5 protein-coding genes and 2 tRNA genes are annotated in these 20576 nt (G+C 41.8%); 2 read left to right on the top strand and 5 right to left on the bottom strand.

Annotated elements, in window-relative coordinates:
* The first annotated feature begins 37 nt into the window (after nucleotides 1-37).
* Nucleotides 38-718: a head GIN domain-containing protein gene (locus GJ691_RS09195; RefSeq protein WP_154366106.1), complete on the top strand. Its 681-nt coding sequence runs from the start codon at nucleotides 38-40 to the stop codon at nucleotides 716-718.
* A gap of 8 nt (nucleotides 719-726) precedes the next feature.
* Entirely contained in the window at nucleotides 727-1401 is a 675-nt protein-coding gene (locus GJ691_RS09190) for a LysE family translocator (RefSeq protein ID WP_154366104.1), read from the top strand.
* Between the two features lie 41 nt (nucleotides 1402-1442).
* Here GJ691_RS09190 and GJ691_RS09185 read toward each other — a convergent pair.
* From GJ691_RS09185 to GJ691_RS09165, 5 genes are all read right to left on the bottom strand, one after another.
* Nucleotides 1443-1513: transfer RNA gene (locus GJ691_RS09185), tRNA-Cys, on the bottom strand.
* A gap of 75 nt (nucleotides 1514-1588) precedes the next feature.
* Nucleotides 1589-1659, bottom strand: a tRNA-Cys gene (locus GJ691_RS09180).
* A gap of 57 nt (nucleotides 1660-1716) precedes the next feature.
* Nucleotides 1717-2076, bottom strand: coding sequence for a dihydroneopterin aldolase (folB, locus tag GJ691_RS09175; RefSeq protein WP_154366102.1), 360 nt, complete (start codon nucleotides 2074-2076; stop codon nucleotides 1717-1719).
* Between the two features lie 127 nt (nucleotides 2077-2203).
* Nucleotides 2204-3148: a PorP/SprF family type IX secretion system membrane protein gene (locus GJ691_RS09170; RefSeq protein WP_154366100.1), complete on the bottom strand. Its 945-nt coding sequence runs from the start codon at nucleotides 3146-3148 to the stop codon at nucleotides 2204-2206.
* Between the two features lie 18 nt (nucleotides 3149-3166).
* Entirely contained in the window at nucleotides 3167-20311 is a 17145-nt protein-coding gene (locus GJ691_RS09165) for a T9SS type B sorting domain-containing protein (RefSeq protein WP_154366098.1), read from the bottom strand.
* Between the last annotated feature and the right edge of the window lie 265 nt (nucleotides 20312-20576).

Raw genomic sequence — 20576 nt, 5'->3', positions numbered from 1 at the left:
GTTTAAGTTAGTATGAAAATACCTAAAAACTGAAACAATGAAAAATTTGGTTTGGCTTGTGGTGCTCTTATTTATTTGTCAAATATCAGTAGCTCAGGACGATAAAATTACCCAGGATCTCCAACCATTTTCAGAGGTGAAAGCTTTTGATGGTTTGTCTATAAATTTAATCAAATCCACTGAAAATAAAGCTGTTATTTCCGGCGTAAATACGGATAATGTTGTGATTGTCAATAATGCTGGCATTTTAAAAATACGAATGCAGATAACTAAAATATTCAGCGGTTATAGAACTTTTATAGATCTGTATTACACGGATAAAATAGTGGTAGTAGATGTAAATGAAGATGCAAGGATTTCTTCTCAAGAAGCCATTACCCAGGATGTTTTGGAACTTAAAGCACAAGAAGGAGGCGAGTTGAATATTAATGCCAATGTAGAGCAATTGTTGATAAAAGCCGTTACGGGTGGGGTTATAAAAAGTTCTGGAACGGCTAAACTACAAGACGTAGCGATTAATACAGGAGGCGTTTATGAAGGAAAAGATTTGATTACAAAGTTTTCTACCATAAATGTCAATGCAGGTTCTAAAGCAGAAATTTATGCTTCTGATTATGTAAAGGCAACCGTAAAAGCCGGTGGAGAGGTTTTAGTATATGGCGACCCCACAAAAATGGATGAAAAAACAGTATTCGGTGGAATAATAACTAGAATGTAGGATTACTAATGTTAGATGATATACAAGCAGCGATTCCGTTGGGCTTTTTACTGAGCTTTATGATCGGTCCGGTGTTTTTCGTGCTTTTGGAAACCAGTGCCGTTAAAGGATTTAGGGCAGCTTTGTCTTTTGATATAGGTGTTATATTGGCCGATATTCTTTTTTTAACGTTAGCTTATTTCAGTAGTTTTCAATTACTCGAGAATTTAAGTAACCAACCTGGTCTGTATGTTTTTGGTGGGGTAATATTATTGGTCTACGGTATTACTACGTATTTTAAAACCGATGTAAAAAAATCGAAACCTTCATTAAGAACTAAAAAGAGCGATTATCTAAGTTTGTTCGTAAAGGGATTTTTATTGAATTTCATCAATATAGGAGTACTTGTGTTCTGGTTGGGTATCATTATCGTAGTAGGGCCTAGTTTAAACAATGACCCCAATCGTATTGTTGTTTTCTTTGCGGCTATGTTGGGAGCTTACTTAACCACCGATATCTTTAAGATATTATTGGCAAAACAATTAAAAAGAAAACTTACCTATAAAAGAATTTCTCGCATTAAAAAAGGTTTGGGAATAATACTTATCATTTGTGGTTTGGTCCTTATTACAAAAGGATTTTTACCAAAAGATAAATTCAATATTGAAAAAGGAATTGAGCAGATTGAACAGATAAGGGAATAGTTTAAAATAAAAAAACTCCTTGAAAAAGGAGGTTTTTTAAGAGGCATCGAATGGAATCGAACCACTGTATAAGCCCTTGCGGGGCCTAGCCTAGCCACTCAGCCACAATGCCATTTTTTAGGGTTGAAATTTTGTAGCTAATCCATCAATTTCAAAAAGACTCTTTAAAAACTTAATGAGATTAAAGAGGCATCGAGCGGATTCGAACCGCTGTACAAGCTTTTGCAGAGCTGTGCCTAGCCACTCGGCCACGATGCCATTTTAGTTTTGGAAGTGCAAAGGTAGCATCTTATTCTTAGGTTTCAAAACTATTGTTTATGATCTTTTAGAACGTAAAATCGTAGTCACCATTTCAACATCACCACCTATTGGGGGATTTATTTTAGAGACGGCTACTTTTATTTTTGAAACAGTCATTAACTCCTTTAATACCCTATCTATGATTCTTTTTGCTACATGTTCGAGTAATTTGGAAGGAATACCCATTTCCTCTTTAACGATGCGGTTTATATGAACATAATCAACGGTATCAATAAGATTATCCGATACGGCGGCTTTCTTTAAATCTGTCTTTACAGAAATATCGACACGATATTCACTGCCGATGATACTTTCCTCTTCCAAACACCCGTGTTGGGCATGTAACCTAATATTCGTTAATTTTATTATCCCCATTGGTTTACTAAAAATTTCTGGCAAAATTAAATCAATCTAATGAGAAAAGGTCTCAAAAATGCCAATTTTAGTTTAGTAATATTCCCTAATTTCATTGAAGCGAATCGGTTTTGTTGCTTGATTCTATTTAGTACGTACACCTACAATTACTGATTCCTTGGAAAAGGTCTACACCTAATGTTACAACATGGGTTCCTGTACTATAGCCAAGTATTTCGTTCAGGATAATCTGATAAGAGTAACCAAAATAAAAATTATTCTTTTTAAGTCCCACGATTGGAGCAATATACAGTGGATCACCAATCTGGTCGTTCAAGAAACGATAAGTTACACCGGCATAATAATAATCCTCAAAATCGTACCATCTGAATTTTACGTTCAAATCGGTCACCGATCTACCATCACTTTCAAAAAGTTGGAAGAAAACCGAAGGTTCTATTTCCATTCTACTGTTCTTGTTCTTGGTATATCTATACCCCGTATATGCATAATAATTACGTAAGGTATTAGGTTCAAATACAGGATTGAATTTGGTAAGATCCTTATTCAAAATATTAGAAGCATTCAAACTGAAGTAAAACTTGTCATAGCGATACATGACCCCAACGTCAAAGTTGTGGTTGGTCGTGGCCCTATCATCGGTTACACTGGGATCCAATGCATCGAAATTTTCAATATCTATTCGAAATTGATTGAAGTTATACGACAATCCGAAAGACAGAAACTCATCATCATAACGATCTAGGGTTAAGTGATGGGCAAATGACAATCGGGCACCTCTTTGTTTGGTTTCACCATTACTATCGTTATATAACAGTGCACCTATTCCCGATCTTTCACCAATACGCATGTCGGCGGCCAATGATTGGGTGTCTGGGGCATCTTCTATACCTACCCATTGTGTAAGTCCGTTTACACGAATTTTTACATGATCACCAATACCTGCATAGGTCGGGGACATTACAAAAGGGTTATCTGCCAAATACTGTGAAAGTTGGGGTATCGTAAGTTCTTGGGCCTTTGCGAAAAAAGCACTTACAAGAAGCAGAACTGTTATAAAATTTGTACGCATTATCGTATTAGGTTAAGTTTAGCGATATAGGGTAAAGTGACCAATAAATTCTCGATCGTCTGATTCTCCTTGTAGTTTAATTATGTACCAGTAATCACCAGTTGGTAGTTCGGCACCATGATATATACCATCCCATCCGTTTTTACTTACTACATTGTCTTCAACTACTCTACCATAACGATCATAAATTTTAATTAGTATCTCTGGATAAGCCTCAATATTATCGGGTATCCATTTATCATTTTCTCCATCACCATTAGGCGTAAAGAAGTTTGGAATTTCAATATCTATGAATTCCATGGCAATATTGGCTATGACCTCACAACCGTTCCCATCAACGACCCTAACTATATAAGTATCAGTTCTATTGATGATGTATGTGTTATCGTCACCATTGTCCTTATCTCCGAAGTAGAACGTGTATTCACCACTTCCTCCCGTGGCAATTGCTGTTATTTCGTTGATATTGTTGTTTTCCAATACCAAGGTCAATGGTTCAAATCCTTGAATTTCAAATTCGACGGTATTTACGCAACCATTACTATGGGCAATGGTCAATGAATGTGTTCCAGGTGCCAAATTGCTATAGTCAGGGGTCAATTGCATATCAGCTGGATCTGTTGAATCCAATGCATATAATATATCACCGGCAATGGAAGGATCTTCCAAGGTTACTACAATATAATTGTTCGGGGTATCACCGGTACATTCATATATAGGTTCAACAGTGGCATGAAGGTTTTCACCTGCGCCAACCTCAACAATGATATTGTCCTCACAACCATTGGCATCCCTAACGAATAGCAAGTAACTACCTGCAGCGACATCTGTAAAATCGAACTGGTCTTGTACAAAGTTCGATTTATCATTTAGACTGGTGCTATATGGGGCAGTACCTCCTGTTATCGATACGGTAATTGTTCCGTTGGCTTCACCTACACAAATCTCTGGAGTTGAAGTGCCTGAAACTTGTAACATTTCCGGTTGGCCTATAGTGTATTCCAAGACTTCGAAACATCCGTTCATATCTTGGGCAATAACCGTATAGTCACCAGGTGCCAAATCGGTAAAGGTGTTTTCCGTGTCGAATTGGTTAAGGTTAGGGGAAATCGCATATTGATATCCACCTGAACCACCCGAAAGGGTAACGGTAATACTACCATTGGTATCACTGAAACAACTGACATCTACAACCTCTTCGGTATAGGTCAACGGTTCTGGTTGGGTAATAATAACTTCCTCTGCCGGAGTGGTACAATCCTCACTGGTTACATTCACGTAATAGGTACCTGCGGAAAGTCCAGTGAACTTACCAGAACCTTGAGGACCGGCTATGCGTGTTGCAATGCTCAAGGATGCATCGGTATACAATTCATACTGATAGTTACCTAAACCACCTGCTGCACTGGCATAGATGATTGCCGTAGCCTCACCATTACAATTGATTACAGCGGCTGACGTGTCTACGGTCAACGCAAGGGGTATAATCGCTGTTTCAGTTATGGCATTGGAACGTACAGATTCACAAGCACCTCCTAGATCACGTACATAGTACTGGTGTGATCCCGAGCCTAGCATACCACTTTCCGGTAAAGGCATTGGATTGCTGGTCATAGGACTAAAAGTAATATTATCCAAGCTGTACTCATAAACACCGCTTCCGCCTGTGGTACTTAATTCGAATTCTACTCCCGTTGCACAGGTCAAAGGATCGGTACGGATCAATGTTGCTTCAATAAGGGTAGGCTCTGTAATGGTAACCTGATTGGTTTCTACATCACAGTTCCATCCATCGGAAACGGTAATACTATAGATACCTGCGCCTAGATTTGTGAAATCACTGTTACTTTGCTGTCCCGAAGTAAATTCAATAGTCGTACCTGAAGCATCGTAATAGTTCAATTGGTATTCATAGTTTCCACTTCCGTTCAATACATTCACAGCGGAAACGCTTCCCGTGGTATCGCCATAGCATGTTAATGCAGTGCTTAACGGAGTGGCATTTGCTGTTACTGGTGTTGGCATATCCAATAAAATCGGATACGCATTTGTTATGGAACAACCTCCTGCATCTACTATGGTAACGCTATAGTCACCAGCAGACAAGCCTGAGAATACTGCACCGGTTACATCATTCAAAGTACCGGAGGAATCTCCTGTTGTGGTATTGGTCAAGGTAATATCATAAGGAGCTATTCCACCTGTTGGGTTCACCCTTACTTCCCCTTGATCATCGGTACATTCAACCCCACTAAGAACAGTTGTTGTCTCGGTCAACGCCATATCGGGCGATGAAATGGTAACAATATTCGTTTCATCAGAACATAAAGGAGCAGCGGTTTCGGTAACCGTTATATAATAGTTACCACCTGAAAGTCCGGTAATCATTCTTGGATTTACACTTGTATCAGTACTTACCGAAGAACCAATAGGGTTATCGTTACTATCAAAGACTTGATAATCGTAAGTTCCTGCATAGCCATCAATAGTTAATTCTATTGAACCATTGCCATCACCAAAACAAATAACCGGATCTATAGAAACTGCGGTTACCTCGATCAAATCATAAGGCGCTATCTCATAAGGCAGTGTATCAACATAACATCCGGTTGTTGTATCCGTAATACGGAACGTATAACTACCTACGGCAGTCAGATCAAACTGTGTTGTTGTATTCAATGCTGTTGCCACTTCAGTGCCGTTAGGGTTTCCTATTGGCAACAATTCATAAGTATATGTATTGGCCACATCACCATTGTCATTCACGGTTATCAACACTTGTTCAGGTCCTGCACAAGAAATATCGGTAATTGTGCTAACCGTAGCAGTAAATGTGTTCAATGGTTCAATGGTCACTAATGCCGTATCCGTACAACCATTATCATCTTTTATGGTTACCGTAATGGTCTGTGTAGAACCAGTATCCAATATGGTAAAAGTATTCGAAGTAAAGAAATTGGTACCATCTATACTGAAGGTATAAGGTGCTGTACCATCAATACCGGTTGCAGTAATAACTGAACTCGATGCCGTATTATTAGGATTACAGGCAAAATCAGTTGCTGTTGCGGTTACATCAACGGCAAGAGGTTCATCAATTACCACCTGTTGTGTATCTGAACATGCTTTGCCGGAACTTACCGTAATATCATAGGTTCCTTGGGGCAAACCAGTGAATAAGTTACTGGTCTGTACCGTTGGTGGGTTCGTTCCATCATCCAAAGTATAGGTATACGGTGGATTATCATTGGAAGGAGCAAGGATTATCTCGATTGATCCGTCAGCACCTCCATTACAGGAAACATCTTCTTTGTTCCAAGTAAATACAACTGGTGTAGGTGTTTCAAGGGTAATTGGGGCTTGTGCATCACAACCTGAAGCACTGGTATCATAAACTAAAGCTGTATAAGTACCAGGGGCAAGTGAGTTAAAGACATTGGATGCCTGTCTAACTCCACCTGTCAGACTTGTACCACCATTATCTAAAAGGTCATATTCATAATTTAGGGACCCGCCAGTTCCTGTAATAGTAATTACACCATCATTAAGGGCACAACTAGGCTGTACTGTTGCAGCAGGTGTTAAACCAAGTGGCGGTAAAATCTCTATGGTATCGGTTCCTGTACATCCGTTGGCATCCCTTACGGTAACGGTATAAGTTCCAGGTGCAGTTACAGTGAATGTATCGCTAGACTGATATCCGTTTCCAATACTGTATTCAAGTGGTGCAATTCCAGCACTACCAATTACGGTAAATGTATAGGATGTTCCGTTGGAGGTACATTGGTCAGTTGCATAAGTAGGTGCCGTTACCGTAGGCATAGGATCCTCTGCAATGACAATATCAATCATATCGGTACAATCCTTGGCATCTTTTACCCAAACATCCCAGTTAAGATTGGATGAAGGGTTAAGGGTAGCACTTGCATTAGTAGTATAGTCTCCAAGGTTTGGAGTTACACCATCCTCCACGAAGGCATAGGTATATGAACCATTTCCTCCGGTTGCTTGTACATTTACTTGGGCACCAATAATACAATTCGCGTTGATATTGCTTAGCTCAACTAGATTAATAGCAGCATCTGGTGATCCTATGGTAATCGTGTTCGATGTAGCCGGACAGAACGGCGTATCGGTTGCAGTAAGAACTACATAGAAGTTTCCTGCGGGCAATCCGGCTATGCTTAAGATACCTGGAGCTACACCCGTATTGGTAATTAAAGTTGATGTTCCATCACTGTTGAAGACCTCATACGAATAGTTTCCATTATAGTTAGTAACATTGATTTCCATAACCCCATCATTGTCCCCGAAGCAAGTCACTGGAGAAACAGGAGTTGCGACAACCTCAATAAGGTCGTAAGGAGCAATAGTATATGGAGCAGTGGTGAAATAACAACCGGTCACATTATCGGTTACCCTGAAGGTATAATCCCCTGGGGTTGTCAACGTAAAGTCGGCAGAATAGTTTCCTGCTCCTGGCGTTTGCACTGGCGCACTACCTGTTGGTAACAATTCAAAAGTGAAATCACCTGAACCACCGGTAACTGTTACTCGTGCAACTTCATCATTGGCACAAGTTATAGCCGTTTGTTGGCTAACGGTTACATCGGTTATGGTTGGTAATGGGTTTATGTTAACCGTATCAAAATTGGAACAGCCATTGGCATCCCTTACGGTGGCAGTTATCGTTTGTGTTGCTCCCGTATCGATTACATTGAAGGTATTTGTTGTAAAGAAATTTGCTCCATCAATGCTATATGTATAAGGAGCAGTTCCCGTAGTTGGTACGTCTATGGTCAGTACTGAAACATTGACCGTGTTATCCGGAGCACAGGCAAAATCCGTGGCACTTGCAGTGACAACCAATTCCGTAGGTTCATCAATGGTAATACTGTCAGTAGCTATACAACCTCTTTCCGAGGTAACTGTAATAGCGTAAGTTCCTTGGTCAATACCTGTGAAACTACCGGTATTATTTGTGATAGCGGGATCTGAACCATTATCTATGGTATAGGAATATGGTGGATTATCATTCACTCCGGTAGATGGGGTCACCAAACTAACCGTAATCGTTCCATTGGCAGCACCGAAACAAGTAATATCTGTTTTCTGGGTGGTGTTCAGGGTAACTGGGGTTGGTTCTTCCAAAGAAATTGGAACATCAACACTACAGTTAGGGGTTCCTAATGTATCATCGGTAACCCTTACGATATAGTCACCAAAAGCAACTCCCGTAAATTGGTTTCCTGTTGCGGCTATTCCGGTCGTGGTTAAATCCGAGCGTAACAATTCAGCGGTAAACGAACCTGAACCACCATTTACAGTAAATTCAATTACACCATCGTTAGTAGTACATGTTGGTTGGGAAACAACCATAGCGCTTGCTGTTAATTCAGCATCAATGGTAATGGTTTCAGTTTCACTACAGTTATTGGCATCCCTGATCTCTATGGAATATACATCTGCGGTGAGACCTGTATAGGTATAAGGGAAACTGGCAATGCTTTGGAAAGCACTTCCATTGATACTCATGGTATATGGTGCTACCCCTGTATTTATGGCATCCAATGAAACGATGATACCGAAATCCCCTTCATCGGCACAAGCATCAACTATGGCTAGTGAAATGTCTGGTGTTGTATCTGTGGCGACGGTTATGGCATAAGGAACTGCAATGACACAACCATTGGCATCTTGGACATATATATCCCAATTTAAACTTGTAGTAGGATCCAATTCCACGGTGTTGTCAAAAGGATAAACACCAGGGTCACCGGCTCCACTTATGGCCGCACCATATGAATATGGAGCGGTACCACCTGTTGCTTGCATAGTAACAATAGCGTTGGTTTCGTTACAATTGGCATTTATATTACCAAGTAAGTTCAACACTAATGGCTCTGGGGCATCGATGGTTACACTATTCGAAGTGGCAACACATTCAGGATAAGCGGTTTCGGTAATCTGTACGGTATAGGTACCTGCGTCTAGCGTTGAGGATGCTGTAAAAGTATATGGGTCTGCAAGGGCAGTATCCGTACCGGAAGCACCAACTACAGGAGCACCGGTATTATCCAATACTTGATAGTTGAACGTTCCTGTGTAACCTGTTAGGGTAACACTTATTTCCCCATCAAAACTATCACTACAAGTAGCATCCGATACCATGGTAGCTGTAACATCGATTAGGTTATAGGGAGCAATGATATGTTCAACGATGACCGAACAGTTTGTTACGGTATCCGTGATTTCGTAAACATAGGTTCCAGGAGCAGTCAATACAATATTTGTGGGATCTGCCACTGGGTTACCACTTGGAAGTTCCGCATACGTATAGGTACCTGAACCATTTGATGGTACAAGTTCTATTATTTCCGCTCCATTGGAACAATCAATAACCTGTGTTTGGTTGATTGAAGCCATAACTTCCTGCATGGCCGGAATAACAACTACTTCAGTATCCAAACAACCATTGGCATCCCTTACGACAACATTTACATCGGGCGATCCAAAAGGTACCTGGTAGGTATTTCCTGCTTGGAAATTAAGACCATTATCAAAGCTATAGACATAAGGTCCTGTTCCCGATGGATTTCCAGGAGTGGCATCATTGATTGTTACGGTAATCGTACTGGCCGTATCATTACAACTAAAGGCTGAAGCCGAAGCGGAAATATCCAATTGGGTAGGTTCATCTACATCAATTGATTTAACATCCTCACAACCTTTGGCTGAGATTACGGTTACATTGTAGGTCCCTTGTGAAAGTCCGGTAAAGACATTGGAAGGCTGTGTCGTTGTGCCTCCATCCAAACTATATTCATAAGGAACATCGATGTTTCCGGCATCCAATGTTACGGTTATGGTACCATTGGTTCCTCCAAAACAACTTACATCGGTAGCGGCCAAAGTAAATGTTGGATTTACAGGAGCTGGTAACGTTATAGTTACTGGGGTAGTACAATGGGTAGTGGTATCCTCCACTTCAAACGTATAAGCGATGGAATGTGTTAGTCCGGTAAATACGCCTGAAACCTGGGTAGGTCCTGCAGGGGTAATTTGGGTGTAACTATAGTTTCCTGAACCTCCATTTGCGGTAATCGTAACCACACCGGAATCGGCAGGGTCACAGTTGTCGGCAGCCGTGATGTTCGCATTTAGATCCAAGGGAGGATAAATAGTGATATCCTTAGTTTCTCCACAACCATTGATATCGGATATGGTGAAGGTATGGTAACCAGAACTCAAATTGGATATCGTCATGGTATCCCCAACCGAACTTAAACTACTTGCTTGGGGCGCAGCACCATCTACACTGATGGTATAAGGAGACATTCCTACCACATCTAATCTAATATCCACCTCAAAGGAACCTTCAGTGGCCGTACATTGGTTAGTGGAAGCTACGCTTATCTCTGGTGATGGATCTTCGGTAATCGTTACCTCCATTTCAGGGGAGATACATCCGTTTGAATCTTGCGCATAAACATCCCAAACCAAACTTGTCGATGGATCAAGTATAAATGTAGACCCTTCTGGGAAAGCTACAGGAATGGCAGCACCAGCAATAACATAAGCATAGTTATACGGTCCTGTACCACCGCTGGCCCTTACGGTTACCTCAGCATCATTATTACAATTGGCGGCAACCTGACTTACGAAATTCAAGGCGACTGGAGTAGGTTCAAGGATCCTGAATGTTTCGGTTGTACTACAAGAAGGTAGTGTTGATTCCTCTACAAAAATTATATAATCTCCCGGTGGCAAATCATTCACCGTTAGGGTTTGTGGTCCACCTGCAGGGCCAGGGCCTATAGTTCCACTATATATACCAGAGCCAACAACGGGTGTATTGGAAACAGCATTTAGTATTGAATAATCGATATTGGTAACACTTGGGTCATAATTGTCCACAGTAAAGGTCATAGTTCCGTCTTCTGCTGTGGCGCAAGTAATATCCGTAGAGTTGTCAATATTTACAGAGATTGATGAAACATCAGGAATAACCACTTCTTGATAACTAGTACAATGGTTTATATTATCTACGGCCTCAATGATATAGGTCTGTCCTGGATTTAAACCAGTGAATGTTGCGACTTCTTCATTAACACCTCCAGGAACCTCAGATGTAGGGGCTGTTCCAATTCCATAAATCTGGAAACTGTAATCACCGGATCCACCAGACGCTGTTATTTGCGCTGTACCTCCTGTAGGACAATCTGGGGGAGGAATAAATGCGGTCATGCTTAAATATGGGTTCGATAGTACACGTACCGATCCTAAGTCACTTTCGCAACCGTTGGCATCGACAACCCGTACATAGTAATCACCAAAATCAACACCATCAAAAGAATGTGTGGTACTGGCAGATGTTGCAGGATTAGGATCTCCACTGGATAGGGTAACAATATTATTAGCACTATCATAAAGTGTATACGTAAAGTTGGCAACACCTCCGGATGTAATGGTAACATCCACGCCACCAGGAACATTGCCTCCACCAGGAACGTTACTACAGGTTACATCCCTAGAAGTTATTCCCGCAATAATTTGGACAGGTTCCCCTATTGTAGCATCACTGGAATACTCACAACCTCTTGCATCCCTCACCACAAAAGGATAAGTAGCTGCAGTAAGTCCGGAATACGTTGTGGTTGAGGTAAATGCACTACCATTAAAACTTATCGTATAAGGAGCGGTTCCGAAATTGGGGTCCACATCGATAAATACAGAGCCGTCAGCCCCTCCAAAACAAGCTACATCGGTTACGACAGGAGTTGCCTGAGGAGTGACTGTTGGGGTAATATTGATTTCATTGGTTTCAACCGTACAATTATTGGCATCGGTGATCAAAAACTGGTAAGTTCCTGCGGCTGCCGCCCCATTATAGGTAAAGGTACTTCCTGCTATGACTGTGGTTGCACCATAGCCACCACCATTGAATTGTACTTGATAGTTTGCGTATGGGGTATACCCACCAGAAATAGTTACATCAATTATTGCATCACTAATACAAAATAAATCCTTAGTCAATGATGCCGTTGCAGCCAATTGAGGCTCGATAAGGATACCGTTAAGCGCATTCGACACACAACCATAGGCATCTGTAACTTGAATATCATATGTGCCTGGAGTAAGGTTCGCTATGGTAAATGGATTACCAACGACAGCCGTTTGTGCCCCACCGTTCATGGTATAGGTGTAAGGAGCGACTCCATCGGTAATACTTACTACCAATGACGCTTGGTCAGTACCATCATAGCAATAATCCGTTGCTGGTTCCAACGCAATTGTCGGGGTTTCAGCAGGGTCTAAGGTAATGGGTTTATCAATGATACATCCACCTGCATCACGTACATAAATATTGTAGGTACCCGCGGGAACATTGTTAAATGTATTTGAACCTTGGTAGGCATACACTATGGTAGGACCAACCGTATTTTCCAATTGATATTCATAACTACCCCATCCATCTGTGGCTGTAACGGTAATACTTCCATTTTGGATACAGGTAACAGGTGTATTGGTAAAGGTGAAATCCAACGCAGCTGGCGGATTTTCGATAACCATGCTGGTCGTTGTGGAACAGTTGGTTGTATCATCCGTAATGGTTACCGTATACGTATCGGCTGGATAACCAGATACTGGAATAGGAGTAATTGTATTCACTGTATTATCCGATAGTATAACAGTGGATGCACTGTTTTCAACCGTATAACTATAGGTAGTTGCAAAATCACTGACCGTAAAGGTAAACGCACCATCAGCCGCACCAAAACAACTTACGTTATTGGTTAATTGGGAAATAGCCGTTACTTGGGGTATATCTACCACGGTATAGCTTTCTTCCAATTCACATCCTTTGGCATCGGTCACCTTGAAGGTATATGTTCCAGGAACCAAACCGATAAACACGCCTGTTGTTGCCCCTGTTACATTGGTAGTTGCAGCAGCGGGAGCCGTGATTTCATAATTAAATGGTGCATTGCCGTCAATAACGGTAATTGTTACATCCGAATTTATGGCAGGACAGGTTGGTGCCGTGGCAACAAATGTCAGATCTGTTGGTGGGTCCAGCGGATCTATTACAACGGCTGGGGTAATTGCTATACATCCATTGGCATCTTTTACGGTAATGGTATAAGTGCCTGCTGTAATTCCTGTATTGAAAGTATCCGATACTTGGAAGTTGACACCATCCAAACTATAGGTGTATCCTGGAGTTCCACCAGAGTAATTTATAACTTGTAAGGTTGCTGAGGTATTGATACATGTATAATCCTGAACAACGTCAATGGTTCCTGGCACGAGGACAGGAGGAGCAATCAAATCTACGCTATTATTGGTTACACAGCCTTTGGCATCGGTAACCGTATAATTGTAGGTGCCTGCAGCCAAACCGGCATAGGTGGTTTGTGTTGAAGGGGCACTACCATCGAATACGATCTGATAAGGTGCTGTACCTCCGGTAATATTTAAGGTTACACTACCATCCGCACTTGTAGTACATAATGGGTTGGCAACTACCTCAACAACGTTAGGCGGATTATTGGCTGTTATCACCACTTGATTTGTGGTCACGGTACAACTTTCCGTATCCGTGATTATAAATTCATAGGTACCGGCCGTTGTGGTGGTATATGAGAACGGATTGGAAGGAACAGCTGTACTGGCTTGTACAGAGCTACCATCCCGTAGTACTTCATAATTGAAGGTTGGGTTTCCACCACTTACTGAAATACTTATTTCAGCATCCGGTGTTGCGCTACAATCAAGATCTTTGACCAAGTTAGCAGAAGCTGCCAAGGTTGGGAATACATCGATAGTGGCTGATGCAGAACAGTTTTTACTATCTATTACTTCAACGGTATGGCTTCCAGGTGCCAAACCAGTAAAATCAGCTTCACTTTGGTACGCTCCGCCATTCAATCTATATTGAAATGGAGCCGTTCCACCTGAAGTAACATTAGCGGTCAATATGAGTCCTGTAGTACTATCATAACATAGACTGTTCGCACTAACGCTTAACACCGGAGCAACAGCTGGATTTAATGTAAAACTATCGGTAATCGTACATCCATTGGCATCGGTAACATTCACCGTATAGGCCGCGGAAGTATCTGTAAGCCCGTTAAGGATTCCTGTGGAATTCGTTGTGTGTACCGAACTTGGGTCAATGAATTCATAAGAATAATTGCCCCATCCTCCCGAAACATTAACGGTAACCGAACCAGAATCCAAACATGTTGGGTCTGTAGGTACAATACTGTCGATGACCAATGCTGATTGTGGATCACTTACCGTGATTGTGGTGGTACTGGTACAATTCGTTGTTTCGTCTGTAACTATAATCGTGTAAACACCCGCGATCAGGCCGGTTTGATTGATTGTTGCAATTGTTTGACCTGTTACCGGTGTACCACCATTAATAGTGTATTGGAACGATGTGGTAAAGCCACTTACGGTAAAGTCTATCGCACCGTCAGCTGCTCCCATACAGGAAACATTGTTGACCAATACCCCTACAACATCAATTGGGGTAACTGGGTCTATCGTATAATTTTCGGTATAGGTACAACCGTTGGCATCAGTGACCAAGAAGGTGTAGGTATCTGGAGCAAGTCCGGCAAATACACCAGTAGTTGCACCTGAAATATTTGTGGTTGCAGCCGCTGGAGCTGTAATTTCATAGGCAATTGCTCCTGTACCCCCTGTTACTGTAAGGGTAACGTCGGAAGTTTCCGTAGGGCAATTTGGAGGTGTGGCAACAAAGGATATATCGGTTGGGGGATCCAATGGCAATATCGTGACCACATTCGTAACGAAGGTACATAAGTTGGCATCCCTTATGGTAATGGTATAGGTACCATCGGTAAGTCCGGTAAAGGTATCCGAAGGCACAAAATTAATACCATCGATACTGTACATGTAACCAGGGGTTCCACCGGAAACGTTTTGGGCTTGAATAGTCCCTGTTTGCAAGCAGGTATAGGGTTGTGTCAATACTGCATCCGCAGTTATCGAATCAGGAGCTGTTAAGGTGACACTTCCGCTGAAAGTACATCCTTTGCTGTCCTGTACAATGTAATTATAGGTGCCTGCAGCCAGTCCTGAGTATAGGGTTTGCGATGAAAGTCCCCCACCATTAAAATCCACCTGATAAGGTGCTGTTCCAATGTTGGAATCGATAACCACTTCAACGCTTCCGTCTGCAAGTCCATTACAAGTTGGATTCACTGGGTTCGTTGTTGCTGTTGGATTTGTAATAGGGTCTACAACAACCGTTGTTTGGGCTGTACAACCTTCGCTATCGGTTATCAAGAAGGTATAGGAACCATCCACAGCAGTTGTATAGGTAAATGTATTACCTGTAACTGGGATGCTTGCGCCACCATTTACTTGATATGAAAAAGTGGAATAACCACCATTTATGGTTATATCTATGACAGCATCCGGTGAGGTCGTGCAATCCAATTCTTTGGTAAGAACTGGGGAAACCGATAATTGTGGTTCTATTATTACCGTATTGGAGGTGGCAGTACATCCATAAGCATCGGTAACTACAACCGTATAAGAGCCCGGTGTCAAGTTATTGAATACATTTCCGGTTTGCGTTGGCCCTCCGTTCAAACTATAAGAATAGGGAGCAACTCCGTTTGTTGTTGTTGCAGTTAGGCTTACTCCACTCGCTGGATCAAAACAAAGGTCCGTAGTGGCGTCAAGTGATATCGTTGGGTTAGTTGGTGTGTCAATGGTAAAAGTATCCGTTACAACGCATCCTCCGGCGTCTGTTACTTGAATGGTATGGATTCCAGTTTGATTGAGTCCAGAAAATATATTACTGGATTGTGGACCAAGGACAACGGCATCGGGTTGTGTAATTTCATAGGAATAGCCTCCCCAACCATCGGTTGCTGTGATGGTTACTGAACCATCTGCCGTACAAGCCAGTGGGGTAACATTAAAAGTAAAAGCCAATGAATCCGTTGGTTCGTTTACGGTTATGGTCTGTGTGTCGGTACAGTTGGTTACCTCATCGGTGACGATAATGGTATAATCGCCTGCAGAAAGCCCCGTAAGGTTAATAGTGTTTGCAGTTTGTGCAGTTATTGAAGTGGCACCGTCAATGCTGTAAGCGTAGCTGCTTGAAAAACCATTTACGGTAAAGTCAACAGCCCCATCTGAAGCCCCTACACAGGTAACATTATTGACCAAGGTGCCTGCAACCGTAATTGGTGATACAGGAGTAATGGTAAAGTCTTCTGTGTACGTACATCCTTTGTTGTCAGTGACCCTAAAGGTATACGTACCTGGTGCAAGTCCGTCAAAATCAGCTGTCGTTCCGGATGTGGAAGTAGCAGCTATGGATGAAGGAGCAATAATATCAAAAACATAAGGTGTATTCCCGTCTATTACGGTAACGGTAACATCTGAAGTCTGGGTAGGACAATTCGGGGCCGTAGCGGTAAATGTCAGGTCGCTAGGCTCATTTAGAGGTTCTATCGTAATGGCAGGGGTTGCGAACGTACATCCATTGGCATCCCTAACCGTGATGGTATAGGTGCCATTGGTCAAATTCTCAAACCTATGGGCGTTTGGAGTTGTATCGGGAATAAATGTAACACCGTCAATACTGTAGGAATACGGCGCGGTTCCCCCTGTTACGTTCTGGGCTTCGATAATGGCATCTTGTAAACAAGTATAATCTTGAACTATAGCGCTAATAGCATTCAATGCAGCTGTTGGTGAACTAATGGTAATATCCTCGGTATAATCGCATGAGGCAGTACCAAAAGTTTGATTGATACGAACCGAATAATTACCGGCAGCTAAATCCGTAAAATAACCAGAGTTATTCGTATCTATTTCGGTAGCGGTATCATCACTCAAAAAATAGGTTATAGTATAACCGTGGTCATCGGTCAGATTGAATTGGATTTCACCTGTTGTGTCACCGAAACATTGTACATCGGTAATGGTAACAGGGTCATATTCAGCAGCTGGCCGTAGTTCAATCGAAACCATATTAGAGAAAACCGGGCAGTTATTGTCGTCAACTACAACAAAAGTGTAATCGCCAGGAGCGAGTACTTCGAAAGTGGTATTGGTTTGGAATTCGGTTGACGGAATATCATTTATCGTTGCGTATGAAGTTACTGTTGTTCCGCTTTCATTCACATATTCCCAAATAGCGTATACATGAGGGGCTTGTCCACCTGTTGATTCCATAAGTATGGTTCCTGGATCACAAGTAATGGCTTGAAGTACCCGGGCATCCAAGTCCAGATCATTTTCATCGATAATCGTGATTTGTTCGCTGTAGCTACATCCGTCATCGGTACGAACAACAGCAATGTAATCACCTGGATTAAGACCTGTAAAGGTGAAATTATTGTTGGTTTGGGCAGATTCGCTATCGACCAAGGTTCCTTGACCGCTATTTGAACCATCATCCAATCGAATTTCATATTCATAGTTGGCATCGGCATTGGTAACCCGAATGGTCGCCGTTCCTAGAACGGTACAGTTCGCGGGGGTAACCTCTACTTCATATTGTACATCCCTTTCAACAATACCGATAACCGGCGTTTCGAATATACAAGCATCATCAATTGGGTCTCCGGCATTGTCCAATTGTGTTACCTGTACCCTATAAGCACCGTTTTCCCCAGTTCCAAAATCGAAACTAGGACCATTGTTGGCACTAAAAGGAATTAAGATGTTACCAGTAGCATCATCAACCAATTGATACCCATAACCCGCACCTAGATTGGTGATGGTTATATTACCTGGAGTGGTACAAATGATGTCGTTGTTGGTGTATTCTATATCCAATGTATTTTGGAATACATTGAAGTAAAAACGACTGGTACATCCATTTTGGTAGGTTACCGATAACCGATATTTACCTTCACTGGATACTAGATAGTTGTTTCCTGTCCCTTCTTGGCTCCAGGTACAACTCAGGTTTTTATTGGCGCAGTCATCACCGGCATCGGTACAACTACCTTCGTCCAACTTTTCCCAAATAATGCTCTGGGCGTCAAGTATGTTTACTTGTATTTGTCTTGTATCCCCTACTCCACAAAGAAATAATTTTGGAAGTAGATCATTATCAACACTACATTGCACAATTTCCCCGGCCAGGTCATTGGAAGGGTCGGTATCACTATTTACGGTATTGAAATATTCAATTACCGGGTTAGGAATAGTGCCAGAGCCATAAGGTACAACAGTGATTATTTCTTTAAAGCCTTTACAGGGGTCAGTCGCGATTTTATCTACGATATAGGTTCCTACTTCGGTAACCGACATGGTACTCGGGTCGTTATCTGGATCACCATCGGTAATTACGGTATCCGTAGAATCAAAAAGGTTGTTACCGTTATCATCCCTTACCCATACATAACCATCGAAGTTATCACCGGCATCTAGGATAGCCTCTGTACCACAAAGCTCAACGGTACGGGAGAAATTACAATCGGAAAGATCATCCAATAAAAAGTTGGTAGCTCCTGGGACAACAAATCCACAAGCATCAAAATCCGTGACACTGGGGTCATCGGTAATTTGGGCCGTATTTTCCACTCCATGATAGGTAGAGTAAGCTAAATTCTGGATTAGGTCGGAACAGGCGTCGACAAAATCGAAACAGTTTTCGGCCACTTTTACCCGCATACGAATGGAATAAGGGGTTAAGCCTTGCTCCACTAGGTTATTTGGAATAGAAAATTCCACGGTATGGGTTATGGTATCATAGGTGTAAGTTACGCCTGTAGGGAGAACAAAATCGGAATCTACAAAATCAACACCATTGGGTGGCGAAACGTTTACAGGAAGAACATCCCTGATTACATAACCATCTACATCATCATTACCGATATTCTGAAAAGAAAGCACATAGTCCAACGTTTGTCCCAAATGCACTCCTTGTCCCGTAATATCAACACCTCCAGGGGTGTTTACTTTCTTCTCCAATACAATATTAGGTTCAATAATCTCAACATCAAAAGAGGTGAAGAATACATCGTATTTGTCTTGGGTAGAGCTAAGCCTTAACGTTGCACTTGTGGCATCGTTGGGTATAACATTATTATTAGGTCTATTGGTAACCGGGAATAAATCTACGTCCCAACCTAGAGTGTTTATACTGTTCGGATTCCGGGTCATTACAATATCCGGATCAATGGTAATGTTCGAATTGAAAAAGTTGTTAGCCGGATTTTGTGTGCTATTAAGGGCGCTAAAAGAACCATTTGCGTTGATTTCCAAACCATCACCACGAATCTGATTATCCCCCTCAAGGGCAGCGATACCGATGTTGGCATTTACATTAAAAGGTGCCGGAAGGGTTGTAAAACCACTGATAGGGATATCTACATCCGGGGCTGCTGAGGCAATCCCGGCATACCCATCAAAAGTCGTAATGAATTTACTACCGGGCAGGTTTGGGTTTTCATAAACGATTACCAAGTTCCAACCACCGGAAACACCTCCGGAAATACTACTTCCAGAGCTGGCAAGTACATTGGCAACGAAATATTCCCCATCGGGATTAGCAAGCCCGGAAACAATCGAAGTTACATCTTTATAACAGGCATACGGACTATAATAACCGAAATCGGTATCACCGGCCCCGTCAAAAAGAATTTCATCTGCGGTGATATCTTGATAAGTACCACCTGGCACTTGGAATTTTATATTATCGATATTGCTTCTATCCGAATTCACGTAAACGGCGGACCAATATAAACCTGCATAGCGCACAAGTGAGCAACCTTCATCGGGTATATCCAAAGTGGCACTACTAGAGCTGAAAGTACTGGGGTCGCTATCAACATCAATATATTGCATGTTGAGGTTATCGTTTGCTTCGGATGAATTTCCGGTTAGATTATAAGGCGTATTAGGACTTATTGTGTCTGGAATCCAATTAGCTTGAGGGTTCCATATCCACCACCATCCCCATCTTTCCCAAGCACCTTCCCAATGGGGGTCTACCTGTCTGTTAACAATGTTATTGCCAACAAAGGTGATTTCACCTCGTATATCCGCTTCGTAACGAACATCAAAATCGTTTTTAACTTGAGAAAATGAGGTATAGATACCTAAAAAGAGAAAAAATGCTAATAATGGTATTTTGGGCGACTTTATTTTCATTAGGTCAGTAAGTTTGGTTCTAACGGTATTCAGTTGAGTCTAGATTTCAATAGTTGCAAACGATCCGAAAATGGATCACTGAAAACTACCACTAACAAATATTACCCTTAAAAGTGAGCCCTAAAATTTAATGTTGTAGTTCAATGGTTTTATGTTGTGAAACGCTAATTGCCTAAGGTTTATAAATTCGTTAACCGTTGGATTACAAACGATTTGCCTTCTTGTAAGAAAAATTTATTAAGAAGACCCCAAATAGCCCAAAGTG

This window comes from Maribacter luteus, from assembly GCF_009674825.1.
In the GTDB taxonomy this organism is placed as follows: Bacteria; Bacteroidota; Bacteroidia; order Flavobacteriales; family Flavobacteriaceae; genus Maribacter_A; species Maribacter_A luteus.
The sequence above is the reverse complement of the archived record's forward strand: the minus strand, read 5'-3'. Positions and strand labels throughout refer to the sequence as shown.

Coding starts and splice junctions, on each gene's coding strand:
- GJ691_RS09195 (WP_154366106.1), top strand. CDS start 38: ATGAAAAATTTGGTTTGGCTTGTGGTGCTCTTATTTATTTGTCAAATA.
- GJ691_RS09190 (WP_154366104.1), top strand. CDS start 727: ATGTTAGATGATATACAAGCAGCGATTCCGTTGGGCTTTTTACTGAGC.
- folB (WP_154366102.1), bottom strand. CDS start 2,076: ATGGGGATAATAAAATTAACGAATATTAGGTTACATGCCCAACACGGG.
- GJ691_RS09170 (WP_154366100.1), bottom strand. CDS start 3,148: ATGCGTACAAATTTTATAACAGTTCTGCTTCTTGTAAGTGCTTTTTTC.
- GJ691_RS09165 (WP_154366098.1), bottom strand. CDS start 20,311: ATGAAAATAAAGTCGCCCAAAATACCATTATTAGCATTTTTTCTCTTT.